This is a genomic window from Salibacter halophilus (assembly GCF_008806325.1).
Lineage (GTDB): Bacteria > Bacteroidota > Bacteroidia > Flavobacteriales_G > Salibacteraceae > Salibacter > Salibacter halophilus.
This window is the reverse complement of the sequence record NZ_WACR01000007.1, coordinates 212,119-227,146: the sequence shown is the minus strand read 5'-3', so window position 1 is coordinate 227,146 and position 15,028 is coordinate 212,119. Positions and strand designations below refer to the sequence as shown.

Genomic DNA, 15,028 nt, shown 5'->3' with positions numbered 1-15,028 from the left:
GTCGCGAATTTAAGGTCTCTTAACAAGTGACAAAGTGATTTCGGTAGAAAAAATTTCGTATTCGGGCTTTTTTTATCGTTAACTGATCATTTTATCCATCAAATCATGCTTCCTTCTACGCGATACTTCCAGCTGTGTGCCGTCTTTTAGGATGACAAAGCCTCCTCTTCCTTTATGATACTCTTTGATAAAATTTATATTGACTAAATGTGAGCGGTGTACTCGAATGAAGTTTTTGTTTGCCAACATTTCTTCAAAATGCTTTATCCCTTTTGAAAATGTGCCTTTATCTCCTTCATCGGTAAATACATCAGTGTAATTGCCAGTTCCCTCAAAGCGAATTATCTCATCTATATTGACTAGTTTAACTCCATCGTGAATTGGAACTGCTAGCTTTTTCACATCACGGTCAGATCCAGCGGTAACCTCCAGAGCCTGCTCTTTTTGGCTCTGACCAGTACGGATTTTCTCTACTGACTCTACGAGCTCATCAATGTCAATGGGCTTGAGAAGGTAATCTGTTGCTGAATAACGGAATGCTTTGACAGCGTATTCATCGTGTGCAGTAACAAAAATGACATTGTACCAATCGTCTTTGAGTTTCTCTAAAAGATCAAAGCCGGTTGCGGTATTCATTTCAATATCCAAAAAAATAATATCGGGATCGTAATCGTCAATTGCTTTTGATGCTTCAGTAATATTACTGCACTTTTTTACAATTTGAAGTTTATTGACATACTCCTTTATAAGGTTTTCCAAATTGTCTCGAGCTTTTTCCTCGTCATCAACTAATATGCATGTTAGGGTTTTCATGGTCTATAACAGGTATTTTTAATATTATTCTCGTTCCTAATGATCCTTGATCTTTCAAATCAACAACCTCAATATCAAGTTTAGTTTTATACAATACTGATAATGTGTCAACTCTTTCGTTCATGATATCCATTGCTGCTGATTTATGAGTTGAATGTACTTGTTTTTTTGATGCCTCGCTCAATCCAATTCCATTGTCTTCAATAATACAAACTAAATTTCCTTTGTCTTTTTTTAACGAAACTTTGATCACTCCTTTGTATTCAACATCTTTAAAGGCATGAATTACAGCATTCTCCACAAAAGGTTGTATGAGAATAGGAGGTATTAAAGTTTGTCTTGAATCTACACCTTTATCTATGTTCAACTCAAAATCAAATTTATTTGGGAAGCGCAACTGCTCTAGTTGAATATATAGCTTTAATGCCTCTAAATCTGACTCTAGCGAAATGGCTGTTTGCCTTGAGTTTTCAAGTGTTTTACGCATTAATGACGCAAATCTTGTCAGGTAATAATTTGCTTCGCGCTTTTCATTACTATTAATGAAATGCTGGATACTATTCATTGAATTGAAGATGAAGTGCGGATTCATTTGCGAGCGAAGCGCCTGAAGTTTGAGGTTATCTAACTTCCTTTCGAGATCTGACTGTCTTTTAATTTTATTGACTCGCAATTGATAAAACGTAAAGAGTAAAAGCAGTACAAATCCTACTCCTGCTATCCTAAACCATGTGGTTTGCCAAAATGGTTTTTCTATTGTGAAGGAAAAAGTTTCTGGTTCTTCATTCCACACTCCTGCATTATTTGAACTCAACACTTTGAAAGTGTAATCGCCTGGTGGCAAATTATTGTATGTTGCTTCTCTTTTATCTGTAACCGGTGACCACTCACTGTATCCTTCCAGCTTGATTCGATAGCGCACTTTTTCTGGATTGGTCAAAGAAATCCCATTGTACTGAAAACTGATTGTATTTTGGTCATGCGGCAAGTGAACGCCATCGAGTAGATTGGTATCGGTATAAAAGAGCTCGATTGCGGTAATGTGTAGTCTGGGTTCTTTTTGGTTTTGTTGAAGTCTTGATGGATCTAAACGCATGAGTCCATTTACAGTGCCCAACCAAACGTTTTGATTTTCATCTATGAATAATCCATTAGCATTAGACTCTACTCCAACAAACCCTTCGTTAATGCCATAAGCCGCAAAATGAATACGATCAAATTGATAATAATCTTCTAAATCAATTTTATTAACTCCCTGGTTTGATCCAATCCACAAATTATTGGTTTCATCTATTTCTAATGTATAAATAAGGTTTGAGCTCAGTCCATGATCTGTGCTAAACCTCCTCACCTTTTGATTCTTAATGTCATAATGATAGACCCCATCAAATGATGAAATCCAAAGATTCTCCTTATAATCTTTTGCAATAGCAATATGCTGAGAAAAAGGCACACCGGATGCAGCATTCCCATCTATCAGCTCACCGTTTTTGTATTGAAGCAATCCACCTTCATAAGTACCTATCCACAGAGTTGAATCTCCTGTTTTAACAATATCCCAAACATTGTAACTGTTTGCGCTATCTCTGTAAAGCCAGCTAATGCTGTCATTTTCAAACCGTGCTATTCCAGATTCACTTCCTATTAATATACCATATCCATCAATATCACGAATACTGTAGGCTGGGATTCTACCATTTTTCACCTGCTTAAAAACACCATTCTCACGAATAACAAATCCATTCATTGTACCTATCAACAAACTATCGCCTCTTGAATAGACACTCCTCACCTTGTTATTAGGTAAGCCATGATAAACTGAATAGCCGGTAAAGTTTCTTCCATTATACTTGTACAGCCCTTCACTTTCAGTAGCCAGCCATATATCACCCTTTAAATCTGAATCAATACCATAAATAAAGTTACTCCTCAACCCATCTTTGTAAGAAAAGTGCTCAAAAGCATTCCCCACAGATTTATATAGGCCGAAGTCGGTACCAATCCATGTGTTGTTTTCATAATCTGAAAAGAAAGTTTTAACCTGATTACTGCCTGGATGATCACTTACAAACAATAAGCTAACTTCATTATTTTTTATTTGATTGAGTCCTAGCTCTGTGGATACCCAAAGAGCGTTTGAATCCTTTTGAATAATTTCACTTACTGCACTTCCCAGCAATCCTTCCTTCACGCCAAAAGTGTCGAATGTATCTCCATTTTTCGTGCTGTGTAACCCATGGTCAGATCCGAAATACAGTTTGTCCCCCACAACTTCAAATGCATGGACTCTGGCTCTAAACTGACTTGAAAACGAAACGGGCGCGAGGCTGTCTGCATCATTCATTTTTAGCAACCCACGATCAGATCCAATCCAAAGCGTTCCTCGGTGCCAGGTAGCAACACGAAATTTCTCACCTTTAACCGCTTTTATCGTATCAACTGGAACTCCTTTTCGAAAGACAGTTATCGAATTAGGGTGTATTATGTGAACGCCTTTTATTGATACTACGATATCCCTAACCTGCAATTCGCTCAATCCATTGGATACATCAAAATTAATTGCCGTATCGTTGATTATTCGTGAAACCCCTTTTGTTGTACCAACCCAAATAGACTCTCCATCAGACCTGAGGACAGATACATTTGAATGAATGATTTCGTTTTTAAGCCTGGGGGATTTAAAAGACAATCCGTCATACCTGGCTATTCCCGCATAACCTCCCAGCCAAAGAGTCCCATCAGGAGCTTGTGCAATACTGTTCACCTTTATAAAAGGTAAACCATCTTCAACATTGTAAGATTTAAAATAGTAGGATTGAGCTCTCAGGTTCAACGAAACGAACGTGAGCAAAATAATAATTGACAGATAATATTTTGGTCTAATGATCAGAATTTGGGCCTATTCAAAATTGCATCATAAATTACTGCATTTTTTATATCAAAGTCAATATCATCGAGAGGATGATGTTTTAAAGCTTTTCTACTTGTAACTGATTTGACTCTGCCCGGCTGTTTACGAAAATCCATTTCAGTATCAGCTGATATAATCTCTTTGCGACTTCTTTGACGCAACTCCCTGGCTTTTCTGCTCACATCATTATCTTTCACCAACTCAGATAAAGGCTTTCTTGAGTCGCTCACATCAGTTTGAGGATTCTCCATTGCCGGCTCTGGCTCCGGTTCTGACCGTTGTTGAACCGGCTCCTGCACTTTTTGGTCAGATCCGCGACCACCGGCCGGGTCGAGCTCATCCAAAAAGTCATTGATGAAATTTGAATTAGAAGCCTTACCCTCAGATCCTTTTTTCTTTTTTTTCCCAAAAGCTCCCAATATCAAGCTGATAACGAGAAAAATGAGGTAAAAATAATTACTAATATCTTCCATGATCAATGTCTCCTAAACCAGCGTTTCCAAAAAGGCACTTTGCGCTTTCCTTTTCTCATTCTTTCAGAACGCCTTTTAGAGCGTTTCATCCGCTTTTGGGTTTCTTTACTTTGTAACTCTCTGTGTCTTTCTTTCAGTTCTTCTCGAACTTCCTTTTGTTTTTCCTTTTGCTCCTTCGCCTTTTCTTCAGCGTACTTTTCTTTATCTTTTGGTATCTTCGTTTTCTTTTTGTCCTGGGCGTGAACAGCTGTGGTTCCGACCAATAAAAATAGCACAATTAACGTTTGTAAAAAGCGTTTTACCATAAAAAGAATTTTTCATGAAGTACGCAGGCTATGCCGTACGTGTTTGGTTAATAGCAATAGTCTTGCTTTTCACCCAAACCAAATGTAATAAAAACGAACAGAGTACGAATATCCCTCGTGTTCGGGTTAACCTGAGGATTAATGTCAATAATCCTGCAAATTTTGACCTCCAGGCAACCGGAGGCTGGGAATATTACTCAGGAGGGAGTCGCGGAATCTTAATTTACAGGCAGGGGCCTAATGAGTTCAACGCCTATGATCGTCATTCTCCATACAAGCCTGATGATGGTTGCCAGGTTTTTGTTGACTCAACGAATATTGCTGCTGAAGATCCGTGCAGCGGATCGCGTTTTTCTATTTATGATGGTTCAGTTCAAAAAGGGCCAGCTACTCAACCTCTCAAGCAGTACAAAACAAACTTTGACGGCACTTACCTCGATGTGTACAATTAAAAAAGGCCATCCATAACCGGACGGCCTATATCTTTATATTGATACTTTTTACTCCTGCATCTGTTGTGCTTCAGCATCAAAGTGAATTGTCACTTCTTTACCTAACATTCCGGGAGCAGGCTGGTAACCGAGATCGTAATCGTTTCGATCAATTGTCAACTCCCCTTCAAAACCAGTTATCATCAAACCCTCTTTGTAAGGAGACTCTTCAACACCGGCAAATGTAAAGGGAAGGTCAACTTCTCGAGTAACTCCTCGCATGCTCAATTCTCCGTGAGCTACATAACCAACCGCTGTTTTCTCAACATCACTTGAGCTGAATTTGATTGTTGGATATTTCTCAACATGGAAGAAGTCCTCACCTCTTAAGTGGTTATCTCGTTTTTCATTTCGTGTATTGATTGAAGCTGCATCTATTGCGATATCAATTTTACTGTTCCTGATATCTTTTCCAACTTCAAATGATCCACTCACATCACCAAAATTCCCTTTAGATGTGGACAACAGGTGTCTGATTTCAAAATCAATGTAAGTGTGATCGCCATCGATTGCCCACAAGCCAGATATTTGAGAAAGATCTTTTGAAGCTTCTTCTGCTTCCATCTCTTTGATCTCTTCCTCAATATAAGCCTCTTCACTATTCGTTATTCCTTCACCGTGGGCTTCTCCTCCACCGTAAACCTGACCTAAGATTGGCGCAATTACCAGCCCTACTAGGCAAGTCAATTTGATCAAAATATTCATCGATGGGCCAGAAGTATCTTTAAACGGATCACCAACAGTATCACCCGTAACGGCAGCTTTGTGTGCTTCAGAACCTTTGTAAGTCATTTCACCATCGATTTCCACTCCGGCTTCAAATGATTTTTTGGCGTTGTCCCATGCTCCACCGGCATTGTTTTGAAAGATTGCCCAAAGGACTCCTGAAACAGCAACACCTGCCATGTAAGCACCAAGTGGTTCAGGGCCCATCGCAAATCCAATTACAATAGGAATAAAAATTGTCATTGCTCCGGGAAGCATCATTTCACGGAGAGCAGCCTGAGTTGAAATATCAACACATTTACCATACTCTGGTTGTGCTTTTGATTCCATAATCCCAGGAATATCTTTGAATTGCCTGCGTACTTCTTTTACCATTTCCATTGCCGCTTTACCAACAGAGTTCATGGCAAGAGCTGAGAATACAACTGGAACCATCCCGCCAACAAAAAGCGCAGCGAGAACATTTGCTTTAAAGATGTTGATTCCGTCAATTCCGGTGAATGTTACATATGCTGCAAAAAGCCCTAAAGCGGTCAGAGCCGCAGAAGCAATAGCAAACCCTTTACCAATGGCAGCGGTTGTGTTTCCAACTGAATCGAGGATATCAGTTCTCGTTCTTACTTCTTCAGGTAATTCAGACATCTCGGCTATACCTCCGGCATTATCCGCGATCGGACCAAAAGCATCAATTGCTAATTGCATTGCTGTTGTCGCCATCATGGCTGATGCTGCGATTGCTACTCCGTAAAAACCTGCAAGCGTGTAAGCGCCCCAAATTGCACCGGCAAATAATAAAACTGATGAAAATGTAGAGATCATCCCCACGCCCAGACCAGCAATTATGTTAGTTGCCGCACCTGTCGATGAGTTCTGAACGATACTCATAACAGGTTTTTTACCGAGACCTGTATAATACTCAGTAAAATATGAAATGGCTCCACCAACAGCAAGACCTACCAAAACAGCATAAAAAACATTCATGCTATCAACATCAGAAACTCCCATTCCAAAGAAGTTCATCGTGAGTGTTTCAGGAAGCATCCATGCGATAAGGAAATAGGCTGCTACAGCAGTAAGAATAATCGCTGACCAGTTTCCGCGGTTCAATGCAGCCTGAACTTTAGATTCTTTGGCGTCATTGTCTTTTATTTTTATGAACAAAGTTCCGATGATGGAAAAAATCAAACCAACACCTGCAATTGCTACGGGAAGCAGAATTGGACCAATTCCATTAAAAGCATCGTTGATGCTACCGCCCATATCAGTGATAACGTAATTACCCAGAACCATTGCCGCGAGCATTGTAGCTACGTAAGACCCAAAAAGGTCTGCTCCCATACCGGCAACGTCACCAACATTGTCACCAACGTTATCTGCGATAGTAGCCGGGTTTCGCGGATCATCTTCAGGAATTCCGGCTTCAACTTTACCAACGAGATCAGCTCCAACATCAGCAGCTTTGGTGTAGATTCCTCCACCTACACGAGCGAATAACGCGATAGACTCTGCACCTAATGAAAATCCGGCAAGCGCCTCTAATACTAGCGTCATGTCATGCGTGTTTGTCCATGTTCCACCCATGAACCATGAAAAGAGAATGGAAAACAAAAAGCTGAGACCAAACACTGCTAACCCTGCAACACCAAGCCCCATTACAGTTCCGCCTGAAAACGAAACCTTGAGTGCTTTGGGCAAGCTAGATCTTGCGGCCTGAGTGGTTCTCACATTTGCTGCTGTGGCGATACGCATTCCAATATTTCCTGCTACCGCACTAAAAACAGCTCCAATCACAAACGCGACTACGATGAACCAATGCGTTGTGGGAACGAGAAAAGAAATGAGTCCGAGTAATGCTCCGGCAACAATCACGAAAATGGTCAGAACACGATACTCAGCACTGAGAAAAGCGAGTGCTCCCTCTCTGATGAATGCTGCGAGTTCTTTCATTCTTGACTCTCCTGAATCCTGCTTGTTCACCCATCTACTCAAAAAGACCATGTAGATTAGAGCTACTACTCCAAAAAGCGGTAATAGGTACACTAGATTTTCCATATCAAAATACTTTTGAAATAATGTTTATTAAATTAAGGTTTAGGTTCTGAAAAATTTCAAAAGTCTCAAATATAGAATAAATTAAAGAGATGCTTTTTTGAACCGTTATAAAACGAAAAAAGGCTGAATCCATGAGGAAACAGCCTTTTTCTATTTTGACGTAAAATATTGATCTATATCAAGTACTTTGATTTTTTTGCTGCTTTCACAACATCTTCAACTCCCGGAAGAGCTTCATCGATGAGTTCTTTAGCAAATGCAAATGGAGTATCGGCCTGCGTTAATCTGCGAATAGGTGCATCGAGATAATCGAACGCCTGGCTCTGAACGACATAAGAAATTTCAGTTGAGATGGAAGCCATCGGCCAGCTCTCTTCCAAAATTACGAGTCGGTTTGTTTTCTTGATCGACTGAATAATTGTTTCGTAATCCAAAGGGCGGATTGTTCTCAAATCAATCACTTCAGCGCTAACTCCTTCTTTTTCAAGTTCTTCAGCCGCTTGAAGAGCCACTTTCATGATCTTCCCAAAGGAAACAATTGTCACATCAGATCCTTCTTTCTTCACATCAGCTTTACCAATAGGAACCAGATATTCGCTATCAGGTACTTCGCCTTTATCACCGTACATTTTTTCACTCTCCATGAAAACAATAGGGTCGTCATCACGAATTGCAGACTTTAAAAGTCCTTTAGCATCGTAAGGATTACTCGGAGTAATCACTTTCAGACCCGGTACGTGAGCGTACATTGATTCAAAAGCCTGCGAGTGAGTTGCTGCGAGCTGTCCCGCCTGTCCGTTTGGACCTCTGAACACGATTGGCACATTGTATTGTCCGCCACTCATTTGAAGCATTTTCGCAGCCGAGTTGATCACCTGATCTGCTGCGAGAATAGCAAAGTTCCAGGTCATAAACTCAACGATTGGTCGCAATCCGTTCATTGCTGCTCCCACACCAATGCCCGCAAAACCGAGCTCTGAAATTGGTGTATCGATGACTCTTTTAGAGCCAAATTCATCGAGCATACCCTGAGATGCTTTGTAAGCTCCGTTATATTCGGCTACTTCTTCACCCATGAGGAAGACGTTCTCGTCTTTTCTCATTTCCTCTGACATGGCTTCTTTTATAGCCTCTCTGAATTGGATTTCTCTCATTATTCGTAATATTTCAAGTGGCGCAAATGTAAAAAATAAACCCTTCAGCAACAATCTTGTTTAATTAAGTAAGGTACTTCTTATGCATGCATACTTTTTATGATATCAGTTTTTAGACTGCACTTAATTTGGTTAGTTTTGTAATCGCTTTGATTTTTACCGTTAAAACAATTAACAATGAAAATATTAGTAGGAATTAGCAAAGCTCCTGATACAACTACAAAAATCAAGTTCACAAATGACAATAAAGAATTTGATGAATCAGGGGTTCAGTTTATCGTAAACCCATATGACGAGTGGTACGCACTTGTTAGAGGTATTGAAATAAAAGAAGCACAGGGCGGATCAGTTACAACGATCACTGTTGGGAAGGAAGATGTGGATCCGATCATTAGAAAAGCATTAGCAGTAGGCGCTGATGATGCTGTTCGCATTGATTCAGAACCAAAAGACGCTTTTCACGTAGCTTCACAAATAGCAAATTACGCCAAAGAAAATGACTACGATATGGTTCTTTTAGGAAAAGAAACCATTAATTACAACGGTAGTCAGGTTGGCGGAATGGTTGCTGAAATCATGGACTTACCATACATATCAAATGCATCTAAGATGGATTTGGATGGCAACAAAGCAACTATCGTAAGAGATATACAAGGTGGCAAAGAAACACTTGAAGTTGAAACTCCATTTGTTTTGAGTGCTGCTAAAGGCATGGCCGAGCAACGTATTCCTAACATGCGTGGTATCATGGCTGCCAGAAGTAAAAAGCTCGAAGTTGTTGAACCGGTTGACGCTGAAGAATTGACTGAAGTCGTTTCTTATGCACTTCCACCAGAAAAAGGTGATGTGAAGTTGGTTGATCCGGAAAATGTTGAAGAGTTGGTAGAATTATTACACAAAGAAGCTAAAGTAATTTAATCATGGCAGTATTAGCATTTGTAGATACACAGGAAGGAAAAATCACAAAATCATCATACGAAGTTGTTTCTTATGCTGCTAAAGTAGCTGAGAAAGAAGGTGGCGAAGCTGTTGCTATTACTTACGGTGACGTGGATAACGGTGACCTCGAAGCACTCGGTAAATACGGAGCTAAAAAAGTGTTGATCAACAAGTCTGTAACGAACATGTTACCGACTAAGCTCGCAAAATTAACAGCTGCAGCAGCTGAGCAAGAAGGCGCTGATATTATCGTATTTGCTCAGGACTTCACAGGCAAAAGTGTTGCACCCATCTTGAGTGCAAAATTAAAAGCAGGGCTCGTTTCAGGTGCTGTTGATTACCCAGACACAACTGATGGTTTTGTTGTGAAAAAGAACGTATTCTCAGGAAAAGCATTCGCTATGTACAAAGTGAATACTGAGAAAAAAGTCATCTCAATTCTCCCTAATTCAGTGGGTAAAGAAGAAGTTGATGGTACAGCTCAGGTTGAGGAATTCAGCGCAGACCTCGGTGATTCAAGAATTACCGTGACAAACGTTGAAAAAGCCAATACTGATGGCGGTATCCCATTGACTGAGGCTGACTTGGTTGTTTCTGCAGGACGAGGATTGAAAGGTCCTGAAAACTGGGGAATGATCGAAGAACTCGCGAATAAATTAGGAGCAGCTACTGCTTGTTCAAGACCAGTTGCTGATGTAGGTTGGAGACCTCACCACGAACACGTGGGACAAACAGGTATCGCAATTCGCCCTAATCTGTATATCGCAGTAGGTATTTCAGGAGCTATTCAGCACCTTGCAGGAGTTAATGGTAGTAAGGTGATTGTTGTCATCAACACTGATCCTGAAGCACCATTCTTCAAAGCGGCAGATTACGGTATTGTAGGTGACGCATTTGAAGTTGTTCCCAAGTTGAATAAGGCAATCGAAGCTTTTCAGGCTGAGAATTAATCATATTCACTAAAGCACAGGTGCCCGGTTGGGCTTTGTTCTATGGAGAAAAAAGTAGCACTCAATATTGTAGGGTTATCTTACAGTCAAACTCAAACGGGAGCTTATGCGCTCATTTTGGGTGATGACGCAGGAAAACGCAGGCTACCGATTATTATTGGCAACTTTGAGGCTCAGGCAATCGCCATTGAGCTGGAAAAGATGAAACCGAGTAGACCACTCACTCATGACGTGTTTTTCACAGTGGCCGATCAGTTTGATATCAAACTCAAAGAAGTCATAATCTACAATCTCGTGGAAGGCGTTTTTTACGCAAAGCTCATCCTGGACAACGGTGTTAAAGAAGAAGAAATTGACGCGCGCAGTTCCGATGCAATTGCATTGGCTGTGCGCTTCAAATGTCCCATTTACGCTTACGAATTTATCATGTCTCAGGCAGGAATATCGGTTGAGGAAGAAGAAGCTGCAGGGCAAACAGATGTGACATCCACAGGATCAGAACCAAAGCAGCAAAAAGAAGGATTGAATGCGCTGTCAATTTCAGAACTAGAAGCCAAGCTCGACAAAGCAATTGAAGAAGAAAACTACGAGCTAGCTTCAAAATTGCGCGATGAAATAGATAAGAGACAATCGAATTAGTTTTTCGGTCAGATCCCAAATCCATTACCTTGAGACCGCTACTCTCCCATTCTCATAATTTTACTTTCTTTGTGAGGTAATCGAGGCACATGATTTCCAGCATTACTTTCGTTTCTGTACTTAAAGGATTGATAGGAATCCTTTTTTTGCTTTTTATCGCTTATCTATTGAGCGAAAAACGCAAAAACATCAATTGGTCGCTGGTAATCAAAGGCCTTATCATACAGTTCATTTTTGCAATTGGTGTCTTGAAAATTCCGGCTGTTGCAGATGTATTTGAGTTTTTCAGCACGGCTTTCGTCAAAGTAATTTCATTTACTTACTTCGGTACGGAATTTTTATTCCGAAATTTTGAAACCGGTGAAATTGACCCGGCTCTGATGAACTTCGCTTTTAACGTATTACCCACAATCGTCTTTTTCTCGGCTCTGACTAGTCTTCTCTACTATTTAGGAATCTTGCAAAAAATCGTTTACGGTTTTGCATGGGTGATGAAAAGGGCCATGAAACTGAGCGGAGCTGAAAGTTTAGCCGCAGCCGGTAATATGTTCATGGGACAAACTGAGGCTCCACTTTTGGTTAAACCGTACTTACTGAAAATGACCAAATCTGAAATGATGGCGCTCATGACGGGTGGCATGGCAACTATCGCTGGTGGAGTGCTCGCATCATACATCGGTTTTTTAGGAGGTAGTGACCCGGCAGAGAAAATTCTTTTTGCCAAACACTTATTGGCAGCTTCTATAATGAGTGCCCCAGCCGGACTCGTAGCTGCTAAAATGCTCGTCCCTGAAACTGAACCGATTGAGGACAACGTGAGCATGCAAAAGCAAAATATGGGTGCTAATGTGCTGGAAGCTATTTCAAACGGCACTACTGACGGAATCAAACTCGCGGTAAATGTTGCCGGTATGCTGCTCGTATTTACTGCTTTTATCTATTTTGGAAATTACATCCTGGAACAGATTGGTGAGCTTGGCGGGTTCAACGCATGGATTGCTGAAAATACGAATTACGATAACTTCTCATTCCAGTTTGTTATCGGTTATTTGTTTGCACCAATAGCATATGTACTAGGTGTTCCATGGGATGATGTGGTTCTTGTTGGTCAATTACTCGGAGAAAAAACAATCCTCAACGAGTTTTACGCTTATGTGACGCTCGGTAAAATGAAAGCTGCAGAGTTGTTTACTCACGAGAAAAGTGTTGTCATGGCAACTTATATTCTTTGTGGTTTTTCAAATTTCGCTTCAATCGGAATTCAAATTGGCGGAATTGGCTCTCTAGTGCCAAATAGAAAAGGATTGCTTTCAAATCTGGGAATTAAAGCACTAGTTGGCGGAACGCTAGCCTGCCTTTTCACAGCATCAATTGTTGGTATGCTGATTTAATTTCCAATCGACAACCAAAAAATGTTACTTTGTTCCATCATTTTTTCAGTTCATCATTATGGAACAATATCATCAGTTACTTCAGTTTTTACTTGATGACGGCCAGTACCGTGAAGACAGGACAGGCGTGGGAACCTATTCGCATTTCGGTTATCAAATGCGCTTTAATTTACAAGAAGGATTTCCACTTTTAACGACTAAAAAAGTTCACCTGAAATCCATCATTCACGAATTGCTGTGGTTCATTGCGGGTGACACCAACATCAGGTATTTAGTTCAAAACGGAGTCAATATTTGGAATGAATGGCCTTTTCAAAAATGGCTATCAGACAATGAACTGGATGAAAAACTGCCTAAATACTCTGATGAATGGAAAAAAGCGAAGAAAGAATTTGTCGAAAAAATCAAAACGGATGATCAATTTGCACAAAAATACGGTGAATTGGGACCGGTTTACGGCAAACAATGGCGCGACTTCAACGGTACTGATCAACTGAAATGGGTAACGGAAGAAATCAAACGAAACCCAAATTCGCGCAGACTCATCGTAAGTGCCTGGAATGCTGCTGAAATTGAAGAGATGGCAAAAGCCGGACTTCCTCCGTGCCACACCATGTTCCAGTTTTACGTGCGCAATGGTAAGCTCAGTTGCCAACTCTACCAGAGAAGTGCCGATACATTTTTAGGAGTACCTTTCAACATTGCTTCTTATGCTTTACTCACTCAAATGGTAGCCCAGGGAACAGGTCTAAAACCCGGAGAATTTGTTCACACTTTTGGTGATGTCCATCTTTACTCCAACCACGTAGAACAGGCAAAAGAACTTTTGAGCAGAGATATTAAACCACTACCCACAATGAAGCTCAACCCGGAAGTTAAAAGTGTTTTCGATTTCAAATTTGATGATTTCAGCCTCGAAAACTACGATCCATGGCCGGCCATTAAAGCCCCAGTTGCAGTATGATCAATGCTGTAGTTGCAGGAAGTACTGGGGCTATTGGAAAAAAGCTCGTGGAAAAGCTAGAAAGCAATAATGACTTTGGTCAGATCCATTGCCTCAACAGGCGTGATGTTGACTTTCAGAACCCAAAGACACAAAATCATATCATCGACTTTGACCAGCTTCATAATAATGAGCTAAACATAAGTGCAGATGTCGCATTTTGCTCGCTAGGTACAACAATGAAGCAAGCCGGATCGAAAGAGGAATTCAAAAAAGTCGATTTCGATTATGTCCTGCATTTTGCCAAATGGGCTAAATCAATTGGTGTGAAAAAATTCTTGCTGGTTTCAGCTCACGGATCTGACAAAAACTCGATGTTTTTTTACATGAAAGTCAAAGGGCAGATTGAAGAAGCTTTGAAAAACCTCAGCTTTGATCAGCTCGTTATTATTCAGCCGTCACTTCTTTACGGAGCATCTCGGCCAGATTCGCGTTTTGGCGAAAACCTGGGATACAAGGTTTTAAAATTCCTGAAACCATTGCTCGTTGGCCCGCTTAAAAAACAGCGTCCGGTTCACGTTGGGCAAGTTGCGGAGACGATGATTCATTCGGCTCTGACCGTGAAAGACAAACTGACTTATATTTCTCCAATTGATATTCAAAAACATCATAAATAATGGCTTTTAAGCGTGTTTCATTAATCGTTGCAGTTGCGGAAAATGGGGTGATTGGAAAAGATAACGACCTTATTTGGTACTTACCGCGCGATTTGAAGTATTTCAAAGATACTACAGCCGGCCACACGGTTATCATGGGTCGTAAAAACTGGGACTCTATCCCGCTAAAATTCAGACCATTAAAAGGTCGAGACAATGTCGTTATTACTCGTGACAAGTCCTTCCGGGCAGATGGAGCAACAGTTGTTCACTCACTCAATGAAGCCTTAGAAACTGCTGAAAAAGCAGGTGATGAAGAACCTTTTATCATTGGAGGCGGACAGATTTACAAAATGGCACTTGAGCAAAATCTAGTTGACCGAATGCACATTACACGTGTTCATGAAAAGTTTGATGGCGATACGTTTTTTCCGCAATTTGATGAGGAAAAATGGAAGCTCGTGAGTAAGGAAGATCTCGATCCAGATCACCGCCACAAATACAGTTTTAGTTTTTGTGTGTGGGACAAAAACAATCTTTCGCAATAAAATCATTATTTTTAGCGACAATCGGTTAAGTTTGAAC

Annotated in this window: 14 protein-coding genes; 8 read left to right on the top strand and 6 right to left on the bottom strand. The window is 40.6% G+C overall.

Going from position 1 to position 15,028, the window contains the following annotated elements; all coding sequences use genetic code 11:
• Positions 1-78: 78 nt before the first annotated feature.
• The 4 genes from F3059_RS09600 to F3059_RS09585 are packed head-to-tail and all read right to left on the bottom strand — an operon-like array spanning position 79 to position 4,502.
• Entirely contained in the window at positions 79-813 is a 735-nt protein-coding gene (locus F3059_RS09600; RefSeq protein ID WP_151168636.1) for a LytR/AlgR family response regulator transcription factor, read from the bottom strand.
• Complete coding sequence (locus tag F3059_RS09595; RefSeq protein WP_151168634.1) at positions 785-3,664, bottom strand: sensor histidine kinase; 2,880 nt, start codon at positions 3,662-3,664, stop codon at positions 785-787. The genes F3059_RS09600 and F3059_RS09595 overlap by 29 nt, the downstream gene beginning before the upstream one ends.
• Positions 3,665-3,699: 35 nt before the next feature.
• The gene (locus F3059_RS09590; protein WP_151168632.1) at positions 3,700-4,197 is read right to left on the bottom strand and encodes a hypothetical protein; all 498 of its coding nucleotides are present in this window, start codon (positions 4,195-4,197) and stop codon (positions 3,700-3,702) included.
• A 2-nt stretch (positions 4,198-4,199) separates the two neighbouring features.
• Entirely contained in the window at positions 4,200-4,502 is a 303-nt protein-coding gene (locus F3059_RS09585) for a hypothetical protein (RefSeq protein ID WP_151168630.1), read from the bottom strand.
• A 14-nt stretch (positions 4,503-4,516) separates the two neighbouring features.
• On the opposite strand from F3059_RS09585, the gene F3059_RS09580 reads away from it, so the two are divergent.
• The gene (locus tag F3059_RS09580) at positions 4,517-4,954 is read left to right on the top strand and encodes a Rieske (2Fe-2S) protein (RefSeq protein ID WP_151168628.1); all 438 of its coding nucleotides are present in this window, start codon (positions 4,517-4,519) and stop codon (positions 4,952-4,954) included.
• Between the two features lie 48 nt (positions 4,955-5,002).
• Here F3059_RS09580 and F3059_RS09575 read toward each other — a convergent pair whose 3' ends face one another.
• Together F3059_RS09575 and F3059_RS09570 are read right to left on the bottom strand one after the other, a co-directional pair.
• Positions 5,003-7,771 carry a sodium-translocating pyrophosphatase gene (locus tag F3059_RS09575; protein ID WP_151168626.1) on the bottom strand — a complete coding sequence of 923 codons (2,769 nt, stop codon included), beginning with the start codon at positions 7,769-7,771 and terminating at the stop codon, positions 5,003-5,005.
• A gap of 173 nt (positions 7,772-7,944) precedes the next feature.
• A complete protein-coding gene (locus F3059_RS09570; protein ID WP_151168624.1) occupies positions 7,945-8,925 on the bottom strand; it encodes a pyruvate dehydrogenase complex E1 component subunit beta in 981 nt (326 codons plus the stop codon).
• A gap of 177 nt (positions 8,926-9,102) precedes the next feature.
• Here F3059_RS09570 and F3059_RS09565 point away from each other — a divergent pair, with 177 nt between their 5' ends.
• The 7 genes from F3059_RS09565 to F3059_RS09535 all read left to right on the top strand — a co-directional run bounded on the left by F3059_RS09565 (position 9,103) and on the right by F3059_RS09535 (position 14,991).
• Positions 9,103-9,843 carry an electron transfer flavoprotein subunit beta/FixA family protein gene (locus F3059_RS09565; RefSeq protein WP_151168622.1) on the top strand — a complete coding sequence of 247 codons (741 nt, stop codon included), beginning with the start codon at positions 9,103-9,105 and terminating at the stop codon, positions 9,841-9,843.
• Positions 9,844-9,845: 2 nt separating this feature from the next.
• Entirely contained in the window at positions 9,846-10,814 is a 969-nt protein-coding gene (locus F3059_RS09560) for an electron transfer flavoprotein subunit alpha/FixB family protein (protein WP_151168620.1), read from the top strand.
• A 42-nt stretch (positions 10,815-10,856) separates the two neighbouring features.
• Positions 10,857-11,453 carry a bifunctional nuclease family protein gene (locus F3059_RS09555; protein ID WP_151168618.1) on the top strand — a complete coding sequence of 199 codons (597 nt, stop codon included), beginning with the start codon at positions 10,857-10,859 and terminating at the stop codon, positions 11,451-11,453.
• A gap of 89 nt (positions 11,454-11,542) precedes the next feature.
• The gene (locus tag F3059_RS09550) at positions 11,543-12,844 is read left to right on the top strand and encodes a NupC/NupG family nucleoside CNT transporter (protein WP_151168616.1); all 1,302 of its coding nucleotides are present in this window, start codon (positions 11,543-11,545) and stop codon (positions 12,842-12,844) included.
• 58 nt (positions 12,845-12,902) lie between these two features.
• Positions 12,903-13,808, top strand: a complete 906-nt coding sequence (thyA, locus tag F3059_RS09545) for a thymidylate synthase (protein ID WP_151168615.1) — start codon at positions 12,903-12,905, stop codon at positions 13,806-13,808.
• A complete protein-coding gene (locus F3059_RS09540) occupies positions 13,805-14,464 on the top strand; it encodes an NAD-dependent epimerase/dehydratase family protein (protein ID WP_151168613.1) in 660 nt (219 codons plus the stop codon). The genes thyA and F3059_RS09540 overlap by 4 nt, the downstream gene beginning before the upstream one ends.
• Complete coding sequence (locus F3059_RS09535; protein ID WP_151168611.1) at positions 14,464-14,991, top strand: dihydrofolate reductase; 528 nt, start codon at positions 14,464-14,466, stop codon at positions 14,989-14,991. Before F3059_RS09540 ends, F3059_RS09535 begins: the two co-directional genes overlap by 1 nt.
• Positions 14,992-15,028 lie beyond the last annotated feature (37 nt).

Coding starts and splice junctions, on each gene's coding strand:
- F3059_RS09600 (WP_151168636.1), bottom strand. CDS start 813: ATGAAAACCCTAACATGCATATTAGTTGATGACGAGGAAAAAGCTCGA.
- F3059_RS09590 (WP_151168632.1), bottom strand. CDS start 4,197: ATGGAAGATATTAGTAATTATTTTTACCTCATTTTTCTCGTTATCAGC.
- F3059_RS09585 (WP_151168630.1), bottom strand. CDS start 4,502: ATGGTAAAACGCTTTTTACAAACGTTAATTGTGCTATTTTTATTGGTC.
- F3059_RS09580 (WP_151168628.1), top strand. CDS start 4,517: ATGAAGTACGCAGGCTATGCCGTACGTGTTTGGTTAATAGCAATAGTC.
- F3059_RS09575 (WP_151168626.1), bottom strand. CDS start 7,771: ATGGAAAATCTAGTGTACCTATTACCGCTTTTTGGAGTAGTAGCTCTA.
- F3059_RS09570 (WP_151168624.1), bottom strand. CDS start 8,925: ATGAGAGAAATCCAATTCAGAGAGGCTATAAAAGAAGCCATGTCAGAG.
- F3059_RS09565 (WP_151168622.1), top strand. CDS start 9,103: ATGAAAATATTAGTAGGAATTAGCAAAGCTCCTGATACAACTACAAAA.
- F3059_RS09560 (WP_151168620.1), top strand. CDS start 9,846: ATGGCAGTATTAGCATTTGTAGATACACAGGAAGGAAAAATCACAAAA.
- F3059_RS09555 (WP_151168618.1), top strand. CDS start 10,857: ATGGAGAAAAAAGTAGCACTCAATATTGTAGGGTTATCTTACAGTCAA.
- F3059_RS09550 (WP_151168616.1), top strand. CDS start 11,543: ATGATTTCCAGCATTACTTTCGTTTCTGTACTTAAAGGATTGATAGGA.
- thyA (WP_151168615.1), top strand. CDS start 12,903: ATGGAACAATATCATCAGTTACTTCAGTTTTTACTTGATGACGGCCAG.
- F3059_RS09540 (WP_151168613.1), top strand. CDS start 13,805: ATGATCAATGCTGTAGTTGCAGGAAGTACTGGGGCTATTGGAAAAAAG.
- F3059_RS09535 (WP_151168611.1), top strand. CDS start 14,464: ATGGCTTTTAAGCGTGTTTCATTAATCGTTGCAGTTGCGGAAAATGGG.